We start from the raw sequence: 19541 nt of genomic DNA, 5'->3' as shown, positions 1-19541 counted from the left end.
TTATGCCTGTATTTTATACGGTGTGACATTCGGTTACATGCTGTCATATAAATTTTAGCCTCTACTATTCCTCTGAGCCCGAGCCCCTTTCAAAAGCGCATAAAAAAACCGGTGTAGCCAGGCTATCACCGGTTTTTGCTTAGCGCATCAGCGCCTGGTTAGTTTTTAATGTCCAGCGTATCTTTCAGCCAGTCTTTAAATTCCTCACCCAGTGACTGGTGGCGAATACCATATTCAACAAAGGCCTGCATGTAACCGAGTTTATTACCGCAGTCATGGCTCTTACCTTTCATATGGTAGGCTTCAACGGTCTCTTTTTCGATCAGCATGTCGATGCCGTCGGTCAGCTGGATCTCATCTCCGGCGCCTGGAGGCGTTTTCGCCAGCAGCGGCCAAATCTCTGCGCTCAGGACATAACGCCCCACCACAGCCAGATTAGATGGCGCTACGTCGGCTTTTGGCTTCTCAACCACGCCCACCATAGGCACGCTGTCGCCCGGGTTCATCTCCACGCCTTTGCAGTCTACAACGCCGTATGCGGTCACATCTTCAACCGGCTCAACCATAATCTGGCTGCTGCCGGTTTCATCGAAACGCTTAATCATTTCTGCCAGGTTATCCTGAGACAGATCGGATTCAAACTCGTCGAGAATAACGTCCGGTAAAATAACCGCCACCGGCTCGTTACCTACAACCGGATGAGCACACAGCACCGCATGGCCCAGACCTTTTGCCAGCCCCTGACGAACCTGCATAATAGTAACGTGCGGCGGGCAAATAGACTGCACTTCCTGCAGAAGCTGACGCTTAACACGTTTTTCCAGCATGGCTTCGAGTTCAAAACTGGTATCGAAATGGTTTTCGATAGAGTTTTTGGATGAATGTGTTACCAGCACAATTTCAGTAATGCCGGCGGCAATACATTCGTTGACCACATACTGGATTAATGGCTTATCAACGAGTGGCAGCATCTCTTTTGGAATTGCCTTCGTTGCTGGCAGCATCCTGGTTCCCAACCCGGCAACCGGGATAACGGCCTTTGTCACTTTCGAATTTACGGCAGCCATTGAAACTCTCCTGAACTGTTCATGTTTTGAACTTTAGTCTGCATTAATAACGCGTTCAGTATATCAGTCGGAGGGTGAAGTCCGGGTCTGAAAAGGACGCGCTACCGCTTAATTAGGATAAATACGAATGATAACTTGCACCGATAGTAGCATTGCCAATGAAACGGCGGTAAAGCTATCTACCGTTTAAATTCCAACTGATTATTCCGTGGACAACATTAAGCGTAACCGCCCTCCTGTTCCCCAAATTTGACATTGCCATGAGGTGCAGCGGTGGCTTATTTGATTGAGATAGGTATTGCCTAAGGTTCCTAACGGAACGCCGTTGCTGACCTGAATATGATGTTCGCCAGTATTAAGCGTGGCATTAAGACCGGCAGAAACCAGAATCAAATTTTTCAGGCCGCTGTGGTAATAACCGACCAGTAACGGAAATTGTCCGGGTAAACTTGCCTGACGCAGCAGCTGGTTAACCTGTTTAAGTAAACTCCCCAACTCTGGCAGGCGTTGTCCCTGATGAGAAAGTTGTTCCTGGAGCAAGCCATTAAACAGGGCGCGTAATAATAACGCAGCCAGCACGCCATTATCCCCCGCCCGGGTAACATCCAGACAATAAAATGCCAGATCGTTATCGGATAACGGGGCGATATCCAGCACCAGTCCAGGTTGATCGGCGGCCATCAGCTGACGGTAATTCACTTTGCACCCGGAGATGTTCTGTTGCACCGGAGGCTGCAATTCCTGTAAAAGCTTTGCCGCCGCAGTGGGGTTATTAACCAGCGCATCCCAGTCCTGAAAGAGTCGCTCTTCTTCTTCTACCCGCGAATTAAACATATTGGGATAGAGGCACGCGAGGACAGTTTCACGCAGGCGATTAAGATCTTTCACCGGCTTGAGCAGGACATCCTGCACCCCCAGACGCAACGCTTTGGCGATGTCGGCCATATTCTCGGTCGCGGAAATAACGAGGATGGGGATCTGATCCCCCGCGTTACGTAAATGTTCCACCAGCTTCAGGCCGTTCATCCGCGGCATGGCGATATCACAAATCATAAGATCGGGCTTCAGCCCTGCCATTTTTTCCAGGGCGTCGACGCCATCCCCTGCAAGTGCTGTTGTTGCTCCCAGTGATGAAAGCCACGAATCCAGTAGTGAGCGGAAAACAGGCTCGTCTTCAACTATAAGAATTTGTTTCCCGGCTAATGGTTGTGTCATGGTCTCTCCCGGCGCTGACAATAGATCAATAGTGGCATGCTATCGGTACTATCGCCTGTCAGATTTTGCTGAAGTAATCAAAAAAAGCGTGCTCAGGCAGAAGCCCGCACCAAAGGTAATAATTCATCCATTTTCTTTTCGACTGCCTGTGCGCCAGCGGTTATTGCCGCCTCTGCACGATGGAAATCGAGCGTTGAAATTTGTGGACAAAAAGGTTGAATCAATATATCCGGCGGGTCACCCGCCATTCGATTGCGTTTCAGGCGATTTTCCAGCACCTGAATCGAGGTGGTCATAATCTCCATCGCCGTTGGCGCGGCAACCCGTTTACGCGTCGCCACACGGCTCAGACGTCCGCGCAGGCGTTCATGCCAGGCGAGATCGTCAAGTGCACCATCATCCGTTTGGGTATTTACCGGCATCAGGTCCTGCTGCATCAGGTGGGCATCATGCTGGAGATCGACCGCAATCACGATGTCGGCCCCCATCGCGCGGGTCAGTGAAATCGGTACAGGATTAACAACGCCGCCGTCCACCAGCCAGTAGCCATTGTGCGGAACCGGCGCCATCAGGCCCGGCATGCTGCAGGAGGCGCGTACGGCAAGATGGATATCGCCTTCGGTGAACCAGATTTCACGGCCGGTGCTGAGGTTGGTCGCAACCGCACCGAAAGGCATCCGGCAGCTGGAGAATTCGGTCAGGGGCATAACCTGGCGGAAACGGTTGAAGACGCGCTCACCGCGTAATAACCCACCACGTTGCCAGGAGAGATCCATCAGGCGCAGGACGTCCCAGTAGCTAAAGGATCGTACCCAGGTTTCCAGCTCGGGGAGTTTGCCACACGAATAAGCGGCCCCCACCAGAGAACCTATTGAACAGCCTGCGACAATATCAATTTCGATACCTAAACGTTGTAAGGCGTTGATCACACCAATATGTGACCAGCCCCGGGCTGCTCCCGAGCCCAACGCCAGTCCGATTTTAACTTTTCTCATTAGCCCTGTTTAACGTCCCCTGGATTCCTGGCATAGCGTCATTGCAACCGCTCAGTTAACATAGTGCCACCCTGGCGTAATGCGCCATTCATTTTTAGTTTCAGGAAGAGCATCGTGTCTCAACTCTGTCCCTGCGGTAGCGCTCACGAGTATAGCCTATGTTGCCAGCGATATCTTACTGGTGAACAGGTTGCACCGGACCCGGCCTCACTTATGCGGTCCCGATATACCGCTTTTGTGATGCGGGACGCAGACTACCTGGTTAAGACCTGGCACCCATCGTGCCATGCTGTTGATTTTCGTCAGGAGATCGAGGCCGGTTTTGCGAATACGCAATGGGCCGGTCTGACCCAGTACGAAACGGCAGTAGGCAAGGACGAAAACGAGGGATTTGTCAGTTTTGTTGCCCGCTTTACCGAGCAGGGGAAAGCGGGCGCCATCATCGAACGCTCGCGTTTCTTAAAGGAAGGCGGACGGTGGTACTATATTGATGGTACGCGTCCGCAGTTCGGTCGTAATGACCCCTGCCCCTGTGGTTCAGGTAAAAAATTTAAAAAGTGTTGCGGGCAATAAGGCCTGACGACACCGTTTCAGCAAACATGCAAAGGATTTTCCGGCAATGCAATCAACACAACGCAAAGTGCTGCGCACCATTTGTCCCGACCAGAAAGGGCTGATCGCCCGTATTACCAACATCTGCTATAAGCATGAACTTAACATCGTGCAGAACAACGAGTTTGTTGATCACCGTACCGGCCGCTTCTTTATGCGTACCGAGCTGGAAGGGATTTTCAATGACGTGACGCTGCTAGCCGATCTGGACGGCGCGCTGCCGGAGGGTTCCGTGCGCGAGCTGACTCCCGCCGGTCGTCGCCGTGTGGTGATTCTGGTCACTAAAGAGGCCCACTGTCTGGGCGATCTGCTGATGAAAGCCAACTACGGCGGTCTGGATGTGGAGATCGCCGCGGTCATTGGCAACCACGAGACGCTGCGCACCCTGGTTGAGCGCTTTGATATTCCGTTTGAGCTGGTCAGCCATGAGGGCCACACCCGCGAAGAGCATGACAATTTAATGGCGCAGGCCATCGAAGCGCATAACCCGGATTACGTGGTGCTGGCAAAATACATGCGCGTGCTGACGCCATCCTTCGTCGCGCGGTTCCCGAATAAGATCATCAATATTCACCACTCGTTCCTGCCGGCCTTTATTGGGGCGCGTCCTTATCACCAGGCGTATGAACGCGGCGTGAAGATCATTGGCGCCACGGCGCACTACGTGAATGACAACCTGGATGAAGGCCCAATCATCATGCAGGACGTGATTCATGTCGATCACACCTACACGGCAGAAGATATGATGCGTGCCGGACGCGACGTTGAGAAAAATGTGTTAAGCCGGGCGCTGTATCAGGTGCTGGCGCAGCGTGTCTTTGTGTACGGTAACAGAACGATAATTCTTTAATCCTTTATAAAATGAATTGATTAGCTTTGCGGCTTTATGCATAAAAATCAGGCAAACGATTCAATTTAGCAAAGGAAGTCTTTACAGGGGCGCGTCATTTGATATGATGCGCCCCGCTTCCCGCAAGGAAGCAGGCCATTAAAAGCATTACCCCGTGGTGGGGTTCCCGAGCGGCCAAAGGGAGCAGACTGTAAATCTGCCGTCATCGACTTCGAAGGTTCGAATCCTTCCCCCACCACCATCTTCAAGCTTTACCTCAAAATGTGAATTGCCCCTGGTGGGGTTCCCGAGCGGCCAAAGGGAGCAGACTGTAAATCTGCCGTCATCGACTTCGAAGGTTCGAATCCTTCCCCCACCACCATCACTTCTAAATTGCACTCAACCTCAAATTCGCACCATGCCTCATATTCTTCCGATGCAGGGAAGGATGAGAAGCTTCGACTAAGGTTCGATTCGAGCGCAGCGAGAAAGCGTTGCCGCAGGCAACGACCCGAAGGGCGAGGCGCAGCCGAGTTATCCTTCCCCCACCACCATCACTTCTCTGAAAAAAAACCAAATCAACGCCATTATCCGGCTTCTGCACACCTGTTTTCCCCGGTGGCGCTGCGCTTACCGGGGCTACAAAAATACAAAACCGCACCATACCCGTAGGCCGGGTAAGGCGCAGCCGCCACCCGGCGACATCCACCTACAACGGTGGCAACCGACGGGTGACCGGTGAACTCTTCACAATCGACGTATTGCACTGGGCATGTTCCGCCAGCCCATCCAGCAGCATATCCAGCTGCGCGATCGAGCGCACCACCAGCCTGATGACAAAACAGTCCTCGCCGGTCACTTTGTCGCTTTCAATACACTCCGGCATCGCCTGAATATATTTATCTACCTTATGCAGTAATCCCGGCAACGGGCGCACGCGCACCAGCGCTTGCAGGGTATAGCCTAACGCCGCCAGGTTCACCCGGGCGCCGTATCCCTGAACGACGCCCCGCTCCTCCAGCCTTTTTAACCGCTCTGCCGTGCTGGGTGACGTGAGCCCCACCCGACCGCTCAACACCTTCAGCGACATGCGCGCATCCTCCACCAGACAGGCCAGAATCCGGCGGTCGATCTCATCGATAAGGTATTCCATAACTTCCACCTAATTTATAAAAGCAAATCACCCCTACCACCTTAATTCAGCGCTGTAAAACCGGACACTTTTTTTCAACAATAAGGGCATTAATCAGGAGGTGTATGATGCGTGACATTCAACAGGGCGCCTGGCAAATGAGCCTGGCGATGCTGATATCCGGCTCTATCGGCGCTTTTGTTTTACTCTCGGGCTTACCGGTGACGGAAGTGGTGTTCTGGCGCTGTCTGATTGGCGCCATTGCGCTGTTTCTCTTTATTCGATTCAGTAAACAGCCTTTCAGCCCGTTAACCAAAGTCACGCTGGCCCTCGCCATTTTTGGCGGCGTCGCGCTGGTGGTGAACTGGCTGCTGCTGTTCGCCGCCTTTGAGCGTATCTCTATCGGCCTGTCGACGGTGGTTTATAACACCCAGCCCTTTATGCTGGTGCTGATGGGCATGCTACTGGGCGAACGGGTGAGTCTGGTGAAGTGGGGTTGGTTATTCCTCGCCTTTGGCGGCGTGGTTATTTTGCTCTCCAGCGAACTGACCGGCGGGCATGAAGCGGGATGGCTGGCCGGTATCGGCCTGGCGCTGGGCGCAGCTTTCTTCTATGCCCTCACCGCCATCATCACGCGGAAGTTAAAGACTCTCGCGCCGCAGCATATCGCCTTTATTCAGGTCCTGACCGGCGTGGTGATGCTTCTGCCGCTGGCGCATATGCCGAGCTTCTCCACCGATTTCCCGTGGGGGATTTTATTGACGCTGGGCATTGTCCACACCGGGATCATGTATCAGCTGCTCTACAGCGCCATTCAGAAGCTCCCTACCCCTGTTATCGGCTCGCTGTCGTTTATCTATCCGGTGGTTGCGCTGATTGTCGATAATCTGGTGTTTGGCCACTCGCTGAGCCTCACTCAGCTGGCCGGTGGGGCCTTGATTCTGCTGGCCGCAGCGGGCAACAACCTGGGTTGGGGCGAAAAAAACCCCGCCAGAGCGGGGTTCAGATTAAAACAGCGGATTAGCGACGGGCACGCACAATCTGATATCTGCGCGTCAGGTACTCCACAGGCGCGCTCCAGATATGCACCAGACGGGAGAACGGGAACAGCAGGAACAGGGTCATACCCAGCACCAGGTGCACGCGGAAAACAAAGGCCACGCCGTCCAGATGCTCAGACGCACCGCCGTGGAAGGTCACCACCGACTGCGCCCAACCCACCAGCTTCAGCATTTCACTCCCGTCCATGTGTTGTGCGGAGAACGGAATAGTCAGCAGGCCCAGCGCACACTGCACCATCAGCAGGGAGAGGATCAGAATATCCGCCCCGGTAGTGGTGGCGCGCACGCGCGGGCTGAACAGACGACGCTTCAGCAGCATCAGGCCGCCCACCAGGGTCATCACGCCGCAGGCCCCCCCGGCAATCATCGCCATCTTCTGCTTCACGTCCATCGGCAGGAAGGATTCATACATCCAGTGCGGGGTCAGCATGCCCAGGAAGTGGCCGGCAAAGATACCCAGAATCCCGATGTGGAACAGGTTCGACGCCATGTTCATCCCTTTGCGATCCAGCATCTGGCTTGAGGCGGCGCGCCAGGTGTACTGGCCGTAGTCGTAACGCAGCCAGCTACCAATCAGAAATACCGAACCCGCAATGTACGGATAGATATCGAAGAAGAACATATTCAGGAAGTGCATTATTGCTGTCCTCCGTTAGAGATATTCAAATATTGCGGGGCAACGGCACCGGCAAAACGACGCTGGTGAGCAGAGATTTCCGACTCGCCGCAGCTCTGGTCAGCAAAGAACTTCACCTGCTCCTCTTCCCAGACCGCATCCAGCGCCTGTGGGGTGTCATCCCGGGCTTCATCCGCGATTTTCTCCGCCACTTTTTCACTGTCGACCGAGGCGTTGGCCAGCTTCACCAGCAGATCGAACAGCACCGCATAGCGGCTTTCACGCTGCTGAAGACGCGCACCCAGTAACGCCAGGATCGGCGCGATATCCTGCAAACCGCCCAGCGCCTCTTCTTTCGGCAACTGCGCCAGATATTCCAGATACAGCGGGAGGTGATCCGGCAGCTCGCGGCTGTCGAGATGCAAACCGTGCTGCTCGTACTGGGCCATCAGATCGACCATCGCCTGACCGCGATCGCGGGATTCGCCGTGTACATGTTCAAACAGCAGCAGCGACGTGGCACGGCCGCGATCGAACAGCTGGCTGTAGTCAGACTGGGCATCCAGAAGATCGCGCGCCAGCAGGTCGCGGAGGAAAACGCCCAGTGTCTGGGCATCCTCTTTATCCAGGTTTTCCGATGACGCGAGTGCATCGAAGAGTTCCTGTTGATGCTGCACAAGCGCAGCATCCGGGTACTCGAGCAGACGCGAAACAATGACGAGTTCAATCATTGGTGCGGCTCCGTTTTGCTGGTCACATCCATCGCATCGATGCGGCGGCTGTTGAACAGGTTGAATTTGTTGTCTGAACCGTGGCAACCATCGCCGAAGGTAAAGCCACACCCGCTTTTCTCCGGGAAGGCTTCACGCGCCAGCTCACGGTGGCTGCTTGGCACCACGAAACGATCTTCGTAGTTGGCAATTGCCAGATAGCGGTACATCTCCTGGGCCTGGGCTTCGCTCAGACCCACCTCTTCCAGCGCACGGGTATCAATCACGCCATCAACGGTTTCGGTGCGTTTGAAGTGGCGCATCGCCAGCATGCGTTTCAGGGCCAGCAGTACCGGCTGGGTGTCACCTGCGGTCAGCAGGTTCGCCAGATACTGAACCGGGATACGCAGGCTTTCGACATCCGGCAGGATACCGTTGCTGCCCAGCTCGCCCGCATCCGCCGCGGACTGAATTGGAGACAGCGGCGGCACGTACCAGACCATTGGCAATGTGCGGTATTCCGGGTGCAGCGGCAGGGCTAGCTTCCAGTCCATCGCCATTTTGTAGACCGGCGACTGCTGCGCCGCGTCGATCACGCTCTGCGGAATGCCGTCTGCCAGCGCCTGAGCGATCACTTTCGGATCGTTCGGATCGAGGAACACGTCCAGCTGACGCTGATAGAGATCTTTCTCGTTCTCGGTGCTCGCCGCGTTCTCAATCGCATCCGCGTCGTACAGCAGCACGCCGAGGTAGCGGATACGGCCTACGCAGCTTTCAGAACAGACGGTCGGCATCCCGGCTTCGATACGCGGGTAGCAGAAGATGCACTTCTCGGACTTACCGCTCTTCCAGTTGAAGTAGATCTTTTTGTACGGGCAGCCGGTAATGCACATACGCCAGCCGCGGCACTTGTCCTGGTCGATCAGCACGATACCGTCTTCTTCACGCTTGTAGATGGCACCGCTCGGGCAGGTCGCCACACACGCCGGGTTAAGGCAGTGTTCGCACAGGCGCGGCAAATACATCATGAAGGTGTTTTCGAACTGGCCGTACATCGCCTTCTGCATGTTGTCGAAGTTCTGGTCTTTGGCGCGTTTTTCGAACTCGCCGCCCAGAATCTCTTCCCAGTTTGGCCCGCTGGTGATCTTGTCCATGCGCTGACCGGTGATCAGCGAGCGTGGACGGGCAATCGGCTGGTGTTTACTCTCCGGCGCGTTGTGCAGGTTCTGGTAGTCAAAATCAAACGGCTCGTAGTAATCGTCGATGCCCGGCAGATGCGGGTTTGCGAAGATTTTACCCAGCAGCAACGCGCGGTTACCCATGCGTGGCTGCAGCTTACCGTTGATTTTACGGATCCAGCCGCCCTTCCACTTCTCCTGGTTTTCCCAGTCGGTCGGGAAGCCGGTGCCCGGCTTGCTTTCCACGTTGTTGAACCAGGCGTACTCCATACCTTCCCGGCTGGTCCAGACGTTTTTACAGGTGACTGAGCAGGTGTGACAGCCGATGCATTTATCCAGATTCAGCACCATGCCGACTTGTGAACGAATTTTCATTTTACGCTCTCCTGTACCTGGTCATTACCTTCGCCGTCTAACCAGTTAATATTCTTCATCTTACGTACCACCACGAACTCATCGCGGTTCGATCCTACGGTGCCGTAGTAGTTAAAGCCGTAGGCCAGCTGCGCATAGCCGCCGATCATATGGGTCGGTTTCGGCGTAATACGGGTCACGGAGTTGTGGATCCCGCCGCGCTGCTCGGTGATCTCTGAACCCGGCAGGTTAACGATACGTTCCTGGGCGTGGTACATCATGGTCATCCCGGCCGGGACACGCTGGCTCACTACCGCACGCGCCGTCAGGGCACCGTTGCTGTTAAACACTTCGATCCAGTCGTTATCTTCAATACCCAGATCTTTGGCGTCCGCTTCGCTCATCCAGACAATCGGACCACCGCGCGACAGGGTCAGCATCAGCAGGTTGTCGCTGTAGGTGGAGTGGATACCCCACTTCTGGTGCGGCGTCAGGAAGTTCAGCGCCTTCTCAGGGTTGCCGTTGGATTTCGCGCCCATTACGGCTTTTACCGAACGGGTGTCGATTGGCGGACGGTAAACCAGCAGGCTTTCACCGAAGTCGCGCATCCATTGGTGATCCTGATACAGAGACTGACGACCGGTCAGGGTACGCCATGGGATCAGCTCGTGAACGTTGGTGTAGCCGGCGTTATAGGAGACGTGCTCATCTTCCAGACCAGACCAGGTCGGGCTGGAGATGATTTTGCGCGGCTGGGCCTGAATATCGCGGAAGCGGATTTTCTCTTCCTCTTTATTCGTCGCCAGATGCGTGTGGTCACGGCCGGTAAATTCACTCAGCGCTGCCCAGGCTTTCACGGCCACGTGGCCGTTGGTTTCCGGGGCCAGGGTCAGGATCATCTCTGCCGCATCAATCGCGGTGTTCAGCATTGGCTGACCTTTGGCCGGGCCGTCCGCTTTGGTGTAGTTGAGCTTACGCAGCAGGTCCATTTCGGTCTGGGTGTTCCAGCCAATCCCTTTCCCGCCGTTACCGATTTTTTCCATCAGCGGGCCGATAGAGGTAAAGCGCTCATAGGTTGCCGGATAGTCACGTTCAACCGGAATGATGTGCGGCGCCGTTACGCCCGGGATCAGGTCACATTCGCCTTTTTTCCAGTCCTTCACGTCCAGCGGCTGCGCCAGTTCGGCAGCGGAGTCGTGCTGGATGGGCAGCGTCACTACGTCAGTCTCTTTGCCGAGGTGCCCCACGCAGACTTCGGAGAATTTCTTCGCGATATCTTTGTAGATATCCCAGTCGCTTTTCGATTCCCAGGCCGGGTCAACGGCGGCAGACAGCGGATGAATAAACGGATGCATATCCGAGGTATTCATGTCGTCTTTTTCATACCAGGTGGCGGTTGGCAGCACGATGTCGGAATACAGGCAGGTGCTGGAGAGACGGAAGTCCAGGGTCACCACCAGGTCCAGCTTGCCGTCGAGACCGTTGTCTTTCCACTCCACCTCTTCCGGCTTCACGCCGCCCTGCTTGCCGAGATCTTTACCCTGGATACCGTTTTCGGTACCGAGCAGGTATTTCAGCATGTACTCGTGGCCTTTACCGGACGAACCCAGCAGGTTTGAGCGCCAGATAAACAGGTTGCGCGGGTGGTTTTTACCGTTCTCAGGCTGTTCCGCCGCAAAGCGAATCGAGCCCTCTTTCAGGGATTTGACGGTGTAGTCCACCGGCGTCATGCCCGCCTTCTTCGCCTCTTCCGCGATACGCAGCGGGTTGGTTCCCAGCTGAGGTGCAGACGGTAGCCAGCCCATACGCTCTGCGCGCACGTTGAAGTCGATCAGGTGGCCGCTGTAGCGGGATTTATCCGCCATCGGCGACAGCAGCTCCTGGGCAGTCACCGTCTCGTAGCGCCACTGGCTGGAGTGGTTATAGAAGTAGGAGGTGCTGTTCATGTGGCGTGCCGGACGCTGCCAGTCGAGGGCAAACGCCAGCGGCTGCCAGCCGGTCTGCGGACGCAGTTTTTCCTGGCCGACATAGTGTGCCCAGCCGCCGCCGCTCTGACCGACGCAGCCGCAGAAGATCAGCATGTTGATCAGGCCGCGATAGTTCATATCGAGGTGATACCAGTGGTTCAGACCGGCACCGACGATGATCATTGAACGACCGTGAGTCTTGTCGGCGTTATCGGCAAATTCACGTGCGGTACGGATGATGTGCGCCCGCGGTACGCCGGTGATCTGCTCCGCCCATGCCGGGGTGTAGGCTTTTACGTCGTCATAGTGAGTGGCGCAGTTTTCATCATTCAGACCGCGCTCCAGGCCGTAGTTGGCCAGGGTCAGGTCGTAAACGGTGGTCACCAGCGCGGTAGTACCATCGGCCAGCTGCAGGCGTTTCACCGGCAGTTTGTGCATCAGGATGTTCTGCAGCTCAACCTTGTTGAAGTGCTCTGAACCTTCGCCGCCAAAGTACGGGAAGCCGACATCGGCGATCTCGTCCTGGCTGCCCAGCATGCTCAGGCGCAGTTCGGTCTCTTCGCCGGACGTGCCATCGCGCTGCTCAAGGTTCCATTTGCCCTTCTCGCCCCAGCGGAAACCGATAGAGCCGTTCGGCGCAATCATGTCGCCATTGCTGTTGTAGGCAACGGTTTTCCACTCCGGATTATTTTCCTGGCCCAGCGCATCCACCAGGTCGGCGGCACGCAGCATACGACCCGCGGCGTAATAACCGTCACGCTCTTCCAGCATCACCAGCATCGGCATGTCGGTATATTTGCGCACGTAGTCGGTGAAGTACTGGCTTGGCTTGTCTAGGTGGAACTCACGCAGCATAACGTGGCCCATCGCCAGCGCCATCGCGGCATCGGTACCCTGCTTCGGTGCCAGCCACAGGTCGCACAGCTTGGCGATTTCGGCGTAGTCCGGGGTCACGGCAACGGTTTTGGTGCCTTTGTAACGCACTTCGGTAAAGAAGTGGGCGTCCGGGGTACGGGTCTGCGGAACGTTAGAGCCCCAGGCGATGATGTAGCTGGAGTTGTACCAGTCAGCGGATTCTGGCACATCGGTCTGCTCGCCCCAGGTCTGCGGAGACGCAGGCGGCAGGTCGCAGTACCAGTCGTAGAAGCTCAGGCAGGTACCGCCAATCAGGGAGAGATAACGCGCGCCGGACGCATAGGAGACCATCGACATCGCCGGGATCGGCGAGAAGCCCGCGACACGGTCCGGGCCGTAGGTTTTAACGGTATAAACGTTAGAGGCGGCAATCAGCTCATTCACTTCCTGCCAGGAGGAGCGGACAAAACCGCCGCGACCGCGCGCCTGCTTGAAGCTTTTCGCTTTGTCGGCGTCTTCGATAATAGAGGCCCAGGCCTCAACCGGATCGCTGTGCTGCACTTTCGCTTCACGCCACATTTTCATCAGGCGTTTACGCATCAGCGGATATTTCAGGCGGTTAGCGCTGTAGAGATACCAGGAGTAGCTGGCGCCACGCGGGCAGCCACGCGGTTCGTGGTTTGGCATATCCGGGCGGGTGCGCGGGTAGTCGGTCTGCTGCATTTCCCAGGTCACCAGACCGTTTTTCACGAAAATCTTCCAGCTGCATGAGCCGGTGCAGTTTACGCCGTGGGTGGAACGGACAACTTTGTCATGCTGCCAGCGCTGACGGTAACCGTCTTCCCAGTCCCGGTTGGTCTCCAGAACCTGGCCGTGCCCATCGGCAAAAGTTTCACCCTTCTGTTTGAAGTAGCGAAACCGGTCCAAAAATTTGCTCATCGGGTATCTCCTGTGTGGAGCCTGTGGCTCTCTAAATCGACATTGCTGATTTGCAGCGAAGGTAACGCTATGAAAGATGGCGGGAATTGATAACGATCAAGAGGAACGGGGGATGTTATGAGGGGCTAATTCTCTCCTACCCCTAAAGCGGTACAGAAGGAAACACATCAAGTTGCTGTTTTATATGTCTATTTGTGATTTATCGTACAAAAGTATGCCTGGAAGTTTTACAGAGTGGTATTAAGGGGTAGAGCGTCCTGATTAGCGATGGCGATCACAGTGGCTGCCCGGCGGCAGAGGGTACCGCCTTTAGTATGTTGTAACTAAATACAGGATAAAAAAAGCGCGGCACCAGGCCGCGCAAACGGATAATCACTTACTTACTTTTTATTAGAATTACGTCCATATACCAGCCAGGTGACAAACACGCAGACGATATAGAAAACGAGGAACACTTTCATGGCACCCGCCGGAGAGCCGGTCAGATCCAGCGAAATGCCGAACGCTTTAGGGATAAAGAACCCGCCAATCGCGCCAATCGCAGAGATGAAGCCCAGCGCGGCTGCGGTGTCGGTGGCCGCTTCACGCATCGCCTGCTGTTCGTTGCCGCCCTGCGCTTTAACGCGATCCATCGTCAGCTTACGGAAGATCACCGAAATCATCTGGAAGGTGGAAGCACTGCCCAGCCCGGCCGTCAGGAACAGCACCATAAACACCGCGAAGAAGGCGCCAAAATTACCGCCCACGCCGTTTACCGGCAGGGTCATGAACAGCAGGGCGCAGAAGATCGCCATCACCACAAAGTTCACCAGGGTTACGCGGGTACCACCCAGACGGTCGGAGATCATCCCCCCGGTGGAGCGCGCCAGTGCGCCAATGAACGGACCGAAGAAGGCGTAGTGCAGGATCTGCACGTCCGGGAACTGGGTTTTTGACAGCATCGCAAACCCGGCGGAGAAGCCGATAAAGGAGCCGAAGGTCGCCAGATAGAGCAGCGCCATGATCCACAGGTGGGCACGCTTCAGCACCGGCAGCTGTTCGCTGAGGGAGGCTTTCGACGCCGCCAGATCGTTCATGCCGAACCATGCGGCCAGGGTTAAGACCACCAGGAACGGCACCCAGATCCACGCGGCATTCTGCAGGAACAGGTAAGAGCCATCAGCCTGCTCAACGCCCGCACCGCCAAAGGCCGCAAAGACAGAGACCGAGATCGCCAGCGGCGCAATCAGCTGCATCACGCTGACGCCCATGTTGCCCAGACCGCCGTTGATCCCCAGCGCCCCGCCCTGCTTCTGTTTCGGGAAGAAAAAGCTGATGTTGGCCATGCTGGAGGCAAAGTTAGCCCCGGCAAAACCGCACAGCAGGGAGATAATCACAAAGACGCTAAACGGAGTAGAGGTATCCTGTACCGCAAAGCCCAGCCACACACACGGAATAATCATGATCCCGGTACTGAACGCGGTCCAGCGGCGACCGCCGAACAGCGGCACCATAAAGGCATAAGGCACACGCAGCAGCGCACCGGAGAGTGCCGGCAGCGCCGTTAACATAAACAGCTGGTCGGTGGTAAATTTGAAGCCCACTTTTGGCAGGTTAACCGCGACGGCGCTGAACAACATCCAGACGCAAAACGCCAGCAGCAGGCAGGGAACGGAAATCCAAAGATTACGACTGGCTATACGTTGGCCGCGCTGTTGCCAGAACGCCGGATCTTCCGGACGCCACTCCGTAATAACCGGGCCAGAATCCCTTTCGGGGGTAGTTGAGTGACTCATAGACACCTCTGATTCTTAAAAGATGCTACAAAGATCAGGGTTTTAAGCTGGCGGTAAGTTGATATAAATCAAGGAGAAGGTGGGCAAATTCCGCGAAGAAAAGTTGTGCTACTCCCTCGTGAGTAGCGCATTCCGCTAAAAAAGGTGTGGTTTTTCACGGTGCTGCTACTCCCGGCTTACCCCCTCCTCCCATTCGTCCGACAAATGGCAATTAGTAGGTAATCCTTTTTAGGTATGGGTATACTCCAGGGTATGCCTGAGAATAGAGCCCTTGCCGAGTCCAGGCATTGTCAGGAGCCAGACTACCCTATGTTTAAACGCTGTTTTTCACCGCTGACGCTGGTTAATCAACTGGTACTTATTGTCATGCTGTCTACCGCAATCGGGGTGACGGGAATGGCAATTTCCGGCTGGCTGGTTCAGGGCGTACAGGGCAGCGCGCACGCCATTAACAAGGCCGGTTCACTGCGCATGCAGAGCTACCGCCTGCTGGCGGCGATCCCGCTGGAAGCCAAAGACCAGACGTTACTCGATGAAATGAACGCCACGGCGTTCAGCCCGGAACTGCAAAGCGCGGCACAGCGCGATAACCAGCAGGCGCAGCTGAAAGCCCTGCAGGATTACTGGCAAAATCAGCTGGCCCCGGGGCTCCGTCAGGCGCAAAACCCCGACGCGGTCGCCAGTGATGTCTCCGGTTTTGTCAGCCGCCTCGATAATCTGGTCACCGCCTTCGATCGCAGCACCGAACAACGTATTGAGCGGGTGGTACTGATGCAGCGGCTGATGGTGCTGTTTATGGCGCTGCTGCTGATATTCACCATTCTCTGGCTACGCGCCAGGCTGCTGCACCCCTGGCGGCAACTGCTGGCGGTAGCCCGCGCCGTCACCCAGCGCGATTTTACCCAGCGCGCGCACATCAACGGGCGCAACGAAATGGCCATGCTCGGCGAAGCGCTGAACACCATGTCCGGCGAGCTGGCTGAAAGCTACGCGGTGCTGGAACAGCGGGTGCGGGAAAAAACCGCCGGGCTGGAGCAGAAAAACGAGATCCTCTCCTTCCTCTGGCAGGCTAACCGCCGTCTGCACTCGCAGGTGCCGATGTGCGAGCGGCTCTCGCCGGTGCTCAACGGGTTGCAAAATCTGACCCTGCTGCACGATATCGAGCTGCGGGTGTATGACCTGGAAGATGAAGAGAATCATCAGGAATTTACCTGTCAGTCAGATATGAGCTGCGATGAAATCGGCTGCCATCTCTGTCCGCGCGGCCTGCCGCCGCTGACCACCAGCGGCACGACCCTGAAGTGGCGGCTGGCGGATAACCTGACGCAGTACGGCATTTTACTGGCGACCCTGCCCGCCGGACGCCATCTGAGCCACGATCAGCAGCAGCTGGTCGACACCCTTGTGGAGCAGCTGACCGCCACCCTGGCGCTCGATCGCCATCAGGAAAAACAGCAGCAGCTGATTGTGATGGAAGAGCGCGCCACCATTGCCCGGGAGCTGCACGACTCCATCGCCCAGTCGCTCTCCTGCATGAAGATGCAGGTCAGCTGTCTGCAGATGCAGGATACCGACCTGCCGGAGAGCAGCAAACAGCTGTTAAGCCAGATCCGCAACGAGCTGAACACCTCCTGGGTGCAGCTGCGTGAACTGCTGACCACCTTCCGCCTGCAGCTGACGGAGCCCGGCTTGCGGCCTGCGCTGGAGGCCAGTTGCCAGGAGTTCAGCGCCCGACTCGGCTTTACCGTGTCGCTGGACTACCAGCTGCCGCCGCGGTTTGTGCCCTCGCACCAGGCCATCCATCTGCTGCAGATCGCCCGCGAAGCGTTGAGCAACGCGCTGAAGCATTCCGGAGCGACGGCGGTCTCACTCACCGTGAGCCAACACGATAATCAGGTCAAACTGGTGGTGCGCGACAACGGCTGCGGCATACCGGCAAACGCCGAAAGAAGTAACCACTACGGTCTGATTATTATGCGCGACCGCGCACAAAGTCTGCGTGGAGATTGTCAGGTTCGCCCAGGTGAATCTGGCGGAACGGACGTTATCGTCACCTTTATTCCCGAAAAGCCTCTTTTCACTGCCCAAGGAGAACACCATGTCTAATCAGGAGCCGGCAACAATCCTGTTGATCGACGACCATCCGATGCTGCGCACCGGCGTAAAACAACTTATCAGCATGGCGTCGGATATCACCGTCGTGGGCGAGGCAAGCAACGGGGAACAGGGCATTGAACTGGCCGAGGCTCTCGATCCTGATTTGATCCTGCTCGACCTCAATATGCCCGGCATGAACGGCCTCGAAACCCTGGACAGGCTGCGCGAAAAATCGCTTTCCGGGCGGGTGGTGGTGTTCAGCGTCTCCAATCATGAAGAGGACGTGGTCACCGCCCTGAAACGCGGCGCCGATGGCTACCTGTTAAAAGACATGGAGCCGGAAGAGTTGCTGAAATCCCTGCAGCAGGCGGCGGCCGGTGACATGGTGCTGAGCGAAGCCCTGACCCCGGTGCTGGCGGCCAGCCTGCGCGCCAACCGCGCCACCTCCGACCGCGACGTCAGCCAACTGACCCCGCGTGAGCGCGATATCCTCAAGCTGATTGCCCAGGGTCTGCCGAACAAGATGATCGCCCGCCGTCTCGATATCACCGAAAGCACGGTCAAAGTGCACGTGAAACATATGCTGAAGAAGATGAAGCTGAAATCACGGGTGGAAGCCGCGGTGTGGGTACATCAGGAACGCATTTTCTGAGTTTACTCGTCCGGCAGCAGCGTCCAGCGCGGATCCTCTTCTGGCAGGGCCAGGAGCGGCTGCGTCAGTGCCAGCGTGATCTCATTGGAAGAGACACGCTGCCCGGCTTTATCTTCCACCACCACCGACAGTTTCCAGCGGTTGCTCGCCCCCTCGCGGTTATCCCACGCCGGCAGAATAATACTCCACCCGTCGCTATCACTGGCCTGCGCCGGTGAGGTCAGACTCAGCGCCTGGGTATCCCCCTGCCAGTGCAGCGTCCGCACCCCGTGACGGCTGCGAATATCCAGCTTCAGCACCACCGTTTCACCCGGCTTGAGATCCCACGGCGGCGTCGCCAGCCATACCGATAGCGTTTTCCGCTGGCGGAACTCCAGCACCGGCAGGCTCTCGCGTTCCGGCGGATCGTAACGACTGCCCCGCAGGGAGCGGCTGTCCATCACTTCGCTGGCGGAGAGCTGTTTTTTCAGCGGCACCCCGAAGCGATAGTTGAGCTTCAGGCCGAGGTTATTCTGGCTCACCCCGCTCTCCCCCTGCTTGTGGGCGGCGGAGAAGGTCACCAGCGGCACCGGGGTGTAATCGAGCCCCAGATTAACCGCCAGCGGGTTGCGATAGCCGGTACCGGTGTGAAACAGATCGACGTTGTCGCCATAGTATTGTTCAAAACTGACGCTGGTATTGAGGTGATGATAAAACGGCAGCCAGGCTTTGGCGGTGACGTCGTAGCCGCGGGCCATGCGCTGCTCCTCCACCGCCGAGCTGTCACGCCAGCTGGCAAAGGGCTGATAGTAGTTGGCCGACAGGCGCAGGTATTCGCCCCAGGCTTCAGCGCCAAGACCGGCACGCTGCAGGTTCTCATCCAGCAGATTGTCGTAAAAAGTGTTGTAACCCAGCAGCCATTTGCCCGCCACCCAGCGCTGGCCGATCCCCGCGTTGCTGACCAGGCCGTCTTCCTGCTGGGTGAGCCCAAGCTGGCTCCAGGTCAGGTAGTGATTGTTATCCTGCCAGGGGATAAACCAGCGGCCCTTGCTGCCGGTAAAGCGCCCCTCGTCGTTAACCAGCAGATCGACGCTGGCGTTTCCCCAGGGGGAGAGCCACGATTCGATATGCTGATTGACCTCCTGGCTGACCGCGTCCCGCACCTGGCCGAGGGCGAACTGCCGGGCCTGCTCCTCGGTGGTCAGGCCGTTGTCGGTCATGCTGGCCTCCCCAAAGGCTTTCGCCATCTCCGCCAGATGCTTTTCACCCTCGCCCGTCGGGGTCGCCATGCCTAAATCCGGCAGGCTGTCGCCGTTATTATCAAAGGGATTTTGCGCCTGCTGGAGAAAGGAATTCGGAGCAGCCTGAACGGCTCCGGCAGAACAGAGGAGGAAAAACAGCCAACGAATGCGGGGGGAAACAACCATCACCGTCGTGAAAGGGCGCCTGTGTTGATGGAAAACAGAGTTAACACCTTAGCGTGATTGAGGAAAAATTTCAGCCCTAAG

General features: G+C 56.6%; 14 protein-coding genes, 2 tRNA genes, 1 other RNA gene and 1 pseudogene. 8 read left to right on the top strand and 10 right to left on the bottom strand.

Translation table 11 applies throughout. The features are described 5' to 3' along the window. Positions 1 to 158: 158 nt before the first annotated feature. From galU to rssA, 3 genes are all read right to left on the bottom strand, one after another. Positions 159 to 1067 (bottom strand): UTP--glucose-1-phosphate uridylyltransferase GalU, encoded by a 909-nt coding sequence (galU, locus tag LRS40_RS17040; protein WP_142489834.1) that lies wholly within the window; start codon positions 1065 to 1067, stop codon positions 159 to 161. Between the two features lie 201 nt (positions 1068 to 1268). Continuing rightward, complete coding sequence (gene rssB, locus LRS40_RS17035; protein ID WP_142490111.1) at positions 1269 to 2282, bottom strand: two-component system response regulator RssB; 1014 nt, start codon at positions 2280 to 2282, stop codon at positions 1269 to 1271. A 92-nt stretch (positions 2283 to 2374) separates the two neighbouring features. Next, complete coding sequence (rssA, locus tag LRS40_RS17030; protein WP_142489835.1) at positions 2375 to 3277, bottom strand: patatin-like phospholipase RssA; 903 nt, start codon at positions 3275 to 3277, stop codon at positions 2375 to 2377. Between the two features lie 114 nt (positions 3278 to 3391). Between rssA and LRS40_RS17025 the strand changes: the two genes are divergently transcribed. The 5 genes from LRS40_RS17025 (at position 3392) to LRS40_RS17005 (ending at position 5272) form a co-directional block, all read left to right on the top strand. Beyond that, the gene (locus LRS40_RS17025) at positions 3392 to 3850 is read left to right on the top strand and encodes a YchJ family protein (RefSeq protein WP_142489836.1); all 459 of its coding nucleotides are present in this window, start codon (positions 3392 to 3394) and stop codon (positions 3848 to 3850) included. 46 nt (positions 3851 to 3896) lie between these two features. Next, complete coding sequence (gene purU / locus LRS40_RS17020) at positions 3897 to 4739, top strand: formyltetrahydrofolate deformylase (RefSeq protein ID WP_142489837.1); 843 nt, start codon at positions 3897 to 3899, stop codon at positions 4737 to 4739. 156 nt (positions 4740 to 4895) lie between these two features. Continuing rightward, positions 4896 to 4980: transfer RNA gene (locus LRS40_RS17015), tRNA-Tyr, on the top strand. A 35-nt stretch (positions 4981 to 5015) separates the two neighbouring features. Continuing rightward, a tRNA-Tyr gene (locus LRS40_RS17010) sits at positions 5016 to 5100 on the top strand. Between the two features lie 45 nt (positions 5101 to 5145). Then, positions 5146 to 5272: non-coding RNA, RtT sRNA (locus tag LRS40_RS17005), on the top strand. 155 nt (positions 5273 to 5427) lie between these two features. On the opposite strand, the gene LRS40_RS17000 is transcribed toward LRS40_RS17005, so the two are convergent. Next, positions 5428 to 5871, bottom strand: coding sequence for an Lrp/AsnC family transcriptional regulator (locus LRS40_RS17000; protein WP_142489838.1), 444 nt, complete (start codon positions 5869 to 5871; stop codon positions 5428 to 5430). A gap of 107 nt (positions 5872 to 5978) precedes the next feature. On the opposite strand from LRS40_RS17000, the pseudogene LRS40_RS16995 reads away from it, so the two are divergent. Further along, positions 5979 to 6874: pseudogene (locus tag LRS40_RS16995) on the top strand (DMT family transporter). On the opposite strand, the gene narI reads toward LRS40_RS16995, so the two are convergent. The 5 genes from narI to LRS40_RS16970 all read right to left on the bottom strand — a co-directional run bounded on the left by narI (position 6871) and on the right by LRS40_RS16970 (position 15305). Then, positions 6871 to 7548, bottom strand: a complete 678-nt coding sequence (narI, locus tag LRS40_RS16990) for a respiratory nitrate reductase subunit gamma (protein WP_106993195.1) — start codon at positions 7546 to 7548, stop codon at positions 6871 to 6873. The pseudogene LRS40_RS16995 and the gene narI sit on opposite strands and share 4 nt — an antisense overlap. Then, positions 7548 to 8258: a nitrate reductase molybdenum cofactor assembly chaperone gene (gene narJ, locus LRS40_RS16985; protein ID WP_231312151.1), complete on the bottom strand. Its 711-nt coding sequence runs from the start codon at positions 8256 to 8258 to the stop codon at positions 7548 to 7550. Before narJ ends, narI begins: the two co-directional genes overlap by 1 nt. After that, complete coding sequence (gene narH, locus LRS40_RS16980; RefSeq protein ID WP_142489840.1) at positions 8255 to 9790, bottom strand: nitrate reductase subunit beta; 1536 nt, start codon at positions 9788 to 9790, stop codon at positions 8255 to 8257. The genes narJ and narH overlap by 4 nt, the downstream gene beginning before the upstream one ends. Further along, a complete protein-coding gene (locus LRS40_RS16975) occupies positions 9787 to 13530 on the bottom strand; it encodes a nitrate reductase subunit alpha (RefSeq protein ID WP_142489841.1) in 3744 nt (1247 codons plus the stop codon). The genes narH and LRS40_RS16975 overlap by 4 nt, the downstream gene beginning before the upstream one ends. Positions 13531 to 13910: 380 nt before the next feature. Beyond that, positions 13911 to 15305, bottom strand: a complete 1395-nt coding sequence (locus LRS40_RS16970; RefSeq protein WP_156263977.1) for a NarK family nitrate/nitrite MFS transporter — start codon at positions 15303 to 15305, stop codon at positions 13911 to 13913. A gap of 309 nt (positions 15306 to 15614) precedes the next feature. Between LRS40_RS16970 and narX the strand changes: the two genes are divergently transcribed. After that, positions 15615 to 17411, top strand: coding sequence for a nitrate/nitrite two-component system sensor histidine kinase NarX (gene narX, locus LRS40_RS16965; protein ID WP_142489843.1), 1797 nt, complete (start codon positions 15615 to 15617; stop codon positions 17409 to 17411). Then, positions 17404 to 18054: a two-component system response regulator NarL gene (narL, locus tag LRS40_RS16960; protein ID WP_142489844.1), complete on the top strand. Its 651-nt coding sequence runs from the start codon at positions 17404 to 17406 to the stop codon at positions 18052 to 18054. The genes narX and narL overlap by 8 nt, the downstream gene beginning before the upstream one ends. A 2-nt stretch (positions 18055 to 18056) precedes the next feature. Here narL and LRS40_RS16955 read toward each other — a convergent pair whose 3' ends face one another. Beyond that, positions 18057 to 19460: a YchO/YchP family invasin gene (locus tag LRS40_RS16955; RefSeq protein ID WP_231312150.1), complete on the bottom strand. Its 1404-nt coding sequence runs from the start codon at positions 19458 to 19460 to the stop codon at positions 18057 to 18059. Between the last annotated feature and the right edge of the window lie 81 nt (positions 19461 to 19541).

It is taken from the genome of Leclercia sp. G3L (assembly GCF_021117075.1).
GTDB lineage: Bacteria > Pseudomonadota > Gammaproteobacteria > Enterobacterales > Enterobacteriaceae > Enterobacter > Enterobacter adecarboxylatus_C.
This window is presented reverse-complemented; position numbering and strand designations above follow the sequence as displayed.

Excerpts from the sequence above, each read along its gene's own strand:
- purU (WP_142489837.1), top strand. The coding sequence starts at position 3,897 with ATGCAATCAACACAACGCAAAGTGCTGCGCACCATTTGTCCCGACCAG.
- rssB (WP_142490111.1), bottom strand. The coding sequence starts at position 2,282 with ATGACACAACCATTAGCCGGGAAACAAATTCTTATAGTTGAAGACGAG.
- narJ (WP_231312151.1), bottom strand. The coding sequence starts at position 8,258 with ATGATTGAACTCGTCATTGTTTCGCGTCTGCTCGAGTACCCGGATGCT.
- narI (WP_106993195.1), bottom strand. The coding sequence starts at position 7,548 with ATGCACTTCCTGAATATGTTCTTCTTCGATATCTATCCGTACATTGCG.
- LRS40_RS16955 (WP_231312150.1), bottom strand. The coding sequence starts at position 19,460 with ATGGTTGTTTCCCCCCGCATTCGTTGGCTGTTTTTCCTCCTCTGTTCT.
- narL (WP_142489844.1), top strand. The coding sequence starts at position 17,404 with ATGTCTAATCAGGAGCCGGCAACAATCCTGTTGATCGACGACCATCCG.
- LRS40_RS16970 (WP_156263977.1), bottom strand. The coding sequence starts at position 15,305 with ATGAGTCACTCAACTACCCCCGAAAGGGATTCTGGCCCGGTTATTACG.
- LRS40_RS16975 (WP_142489841.1), bottom strand. The coding sequence starts at position 13,530 with ATGAGCAAATTTTTGGACCGGTTTCGCTACTTCAAACAGAAGGGTGAA.
- LRS40_RS17000 (WP_142489838.1), bottom strand. The coding sequence starts at position 5,871 with ATGGAATACCTTATCGATGAGATCGACCGCCGGATTCTGGCCTGTCTG.
- narX (WP_142489843.1), top strand. The coding sequence starts at position 15,615 with ATGTTTAAACGCTGTTTTTCACCGCTGACGCTGGTTAATCAACTGGTA.
- narH (WP_142489840.1), bottom strand. The coding sequence starts at position 9,790 with ATGAAAATTCGTTCACAAGTCGGCATGGTGCTGAATCTGGATAAATGC.
- galU (WP_142489834.1), bottom strand. The coding sequence starts at position 1,067 with ATGGCTGCCGTAAATTCGAAAGTGACAAAGGCCGTTATCCCGGTTGCC.
- rssA (WP_142489835.1), bottom strand. The coding sequence starts at position 3,277 with ATGAGAAAAGTTAAAATCGGACTGGCGTTGGGCTCGGGAGCAGCCCGG.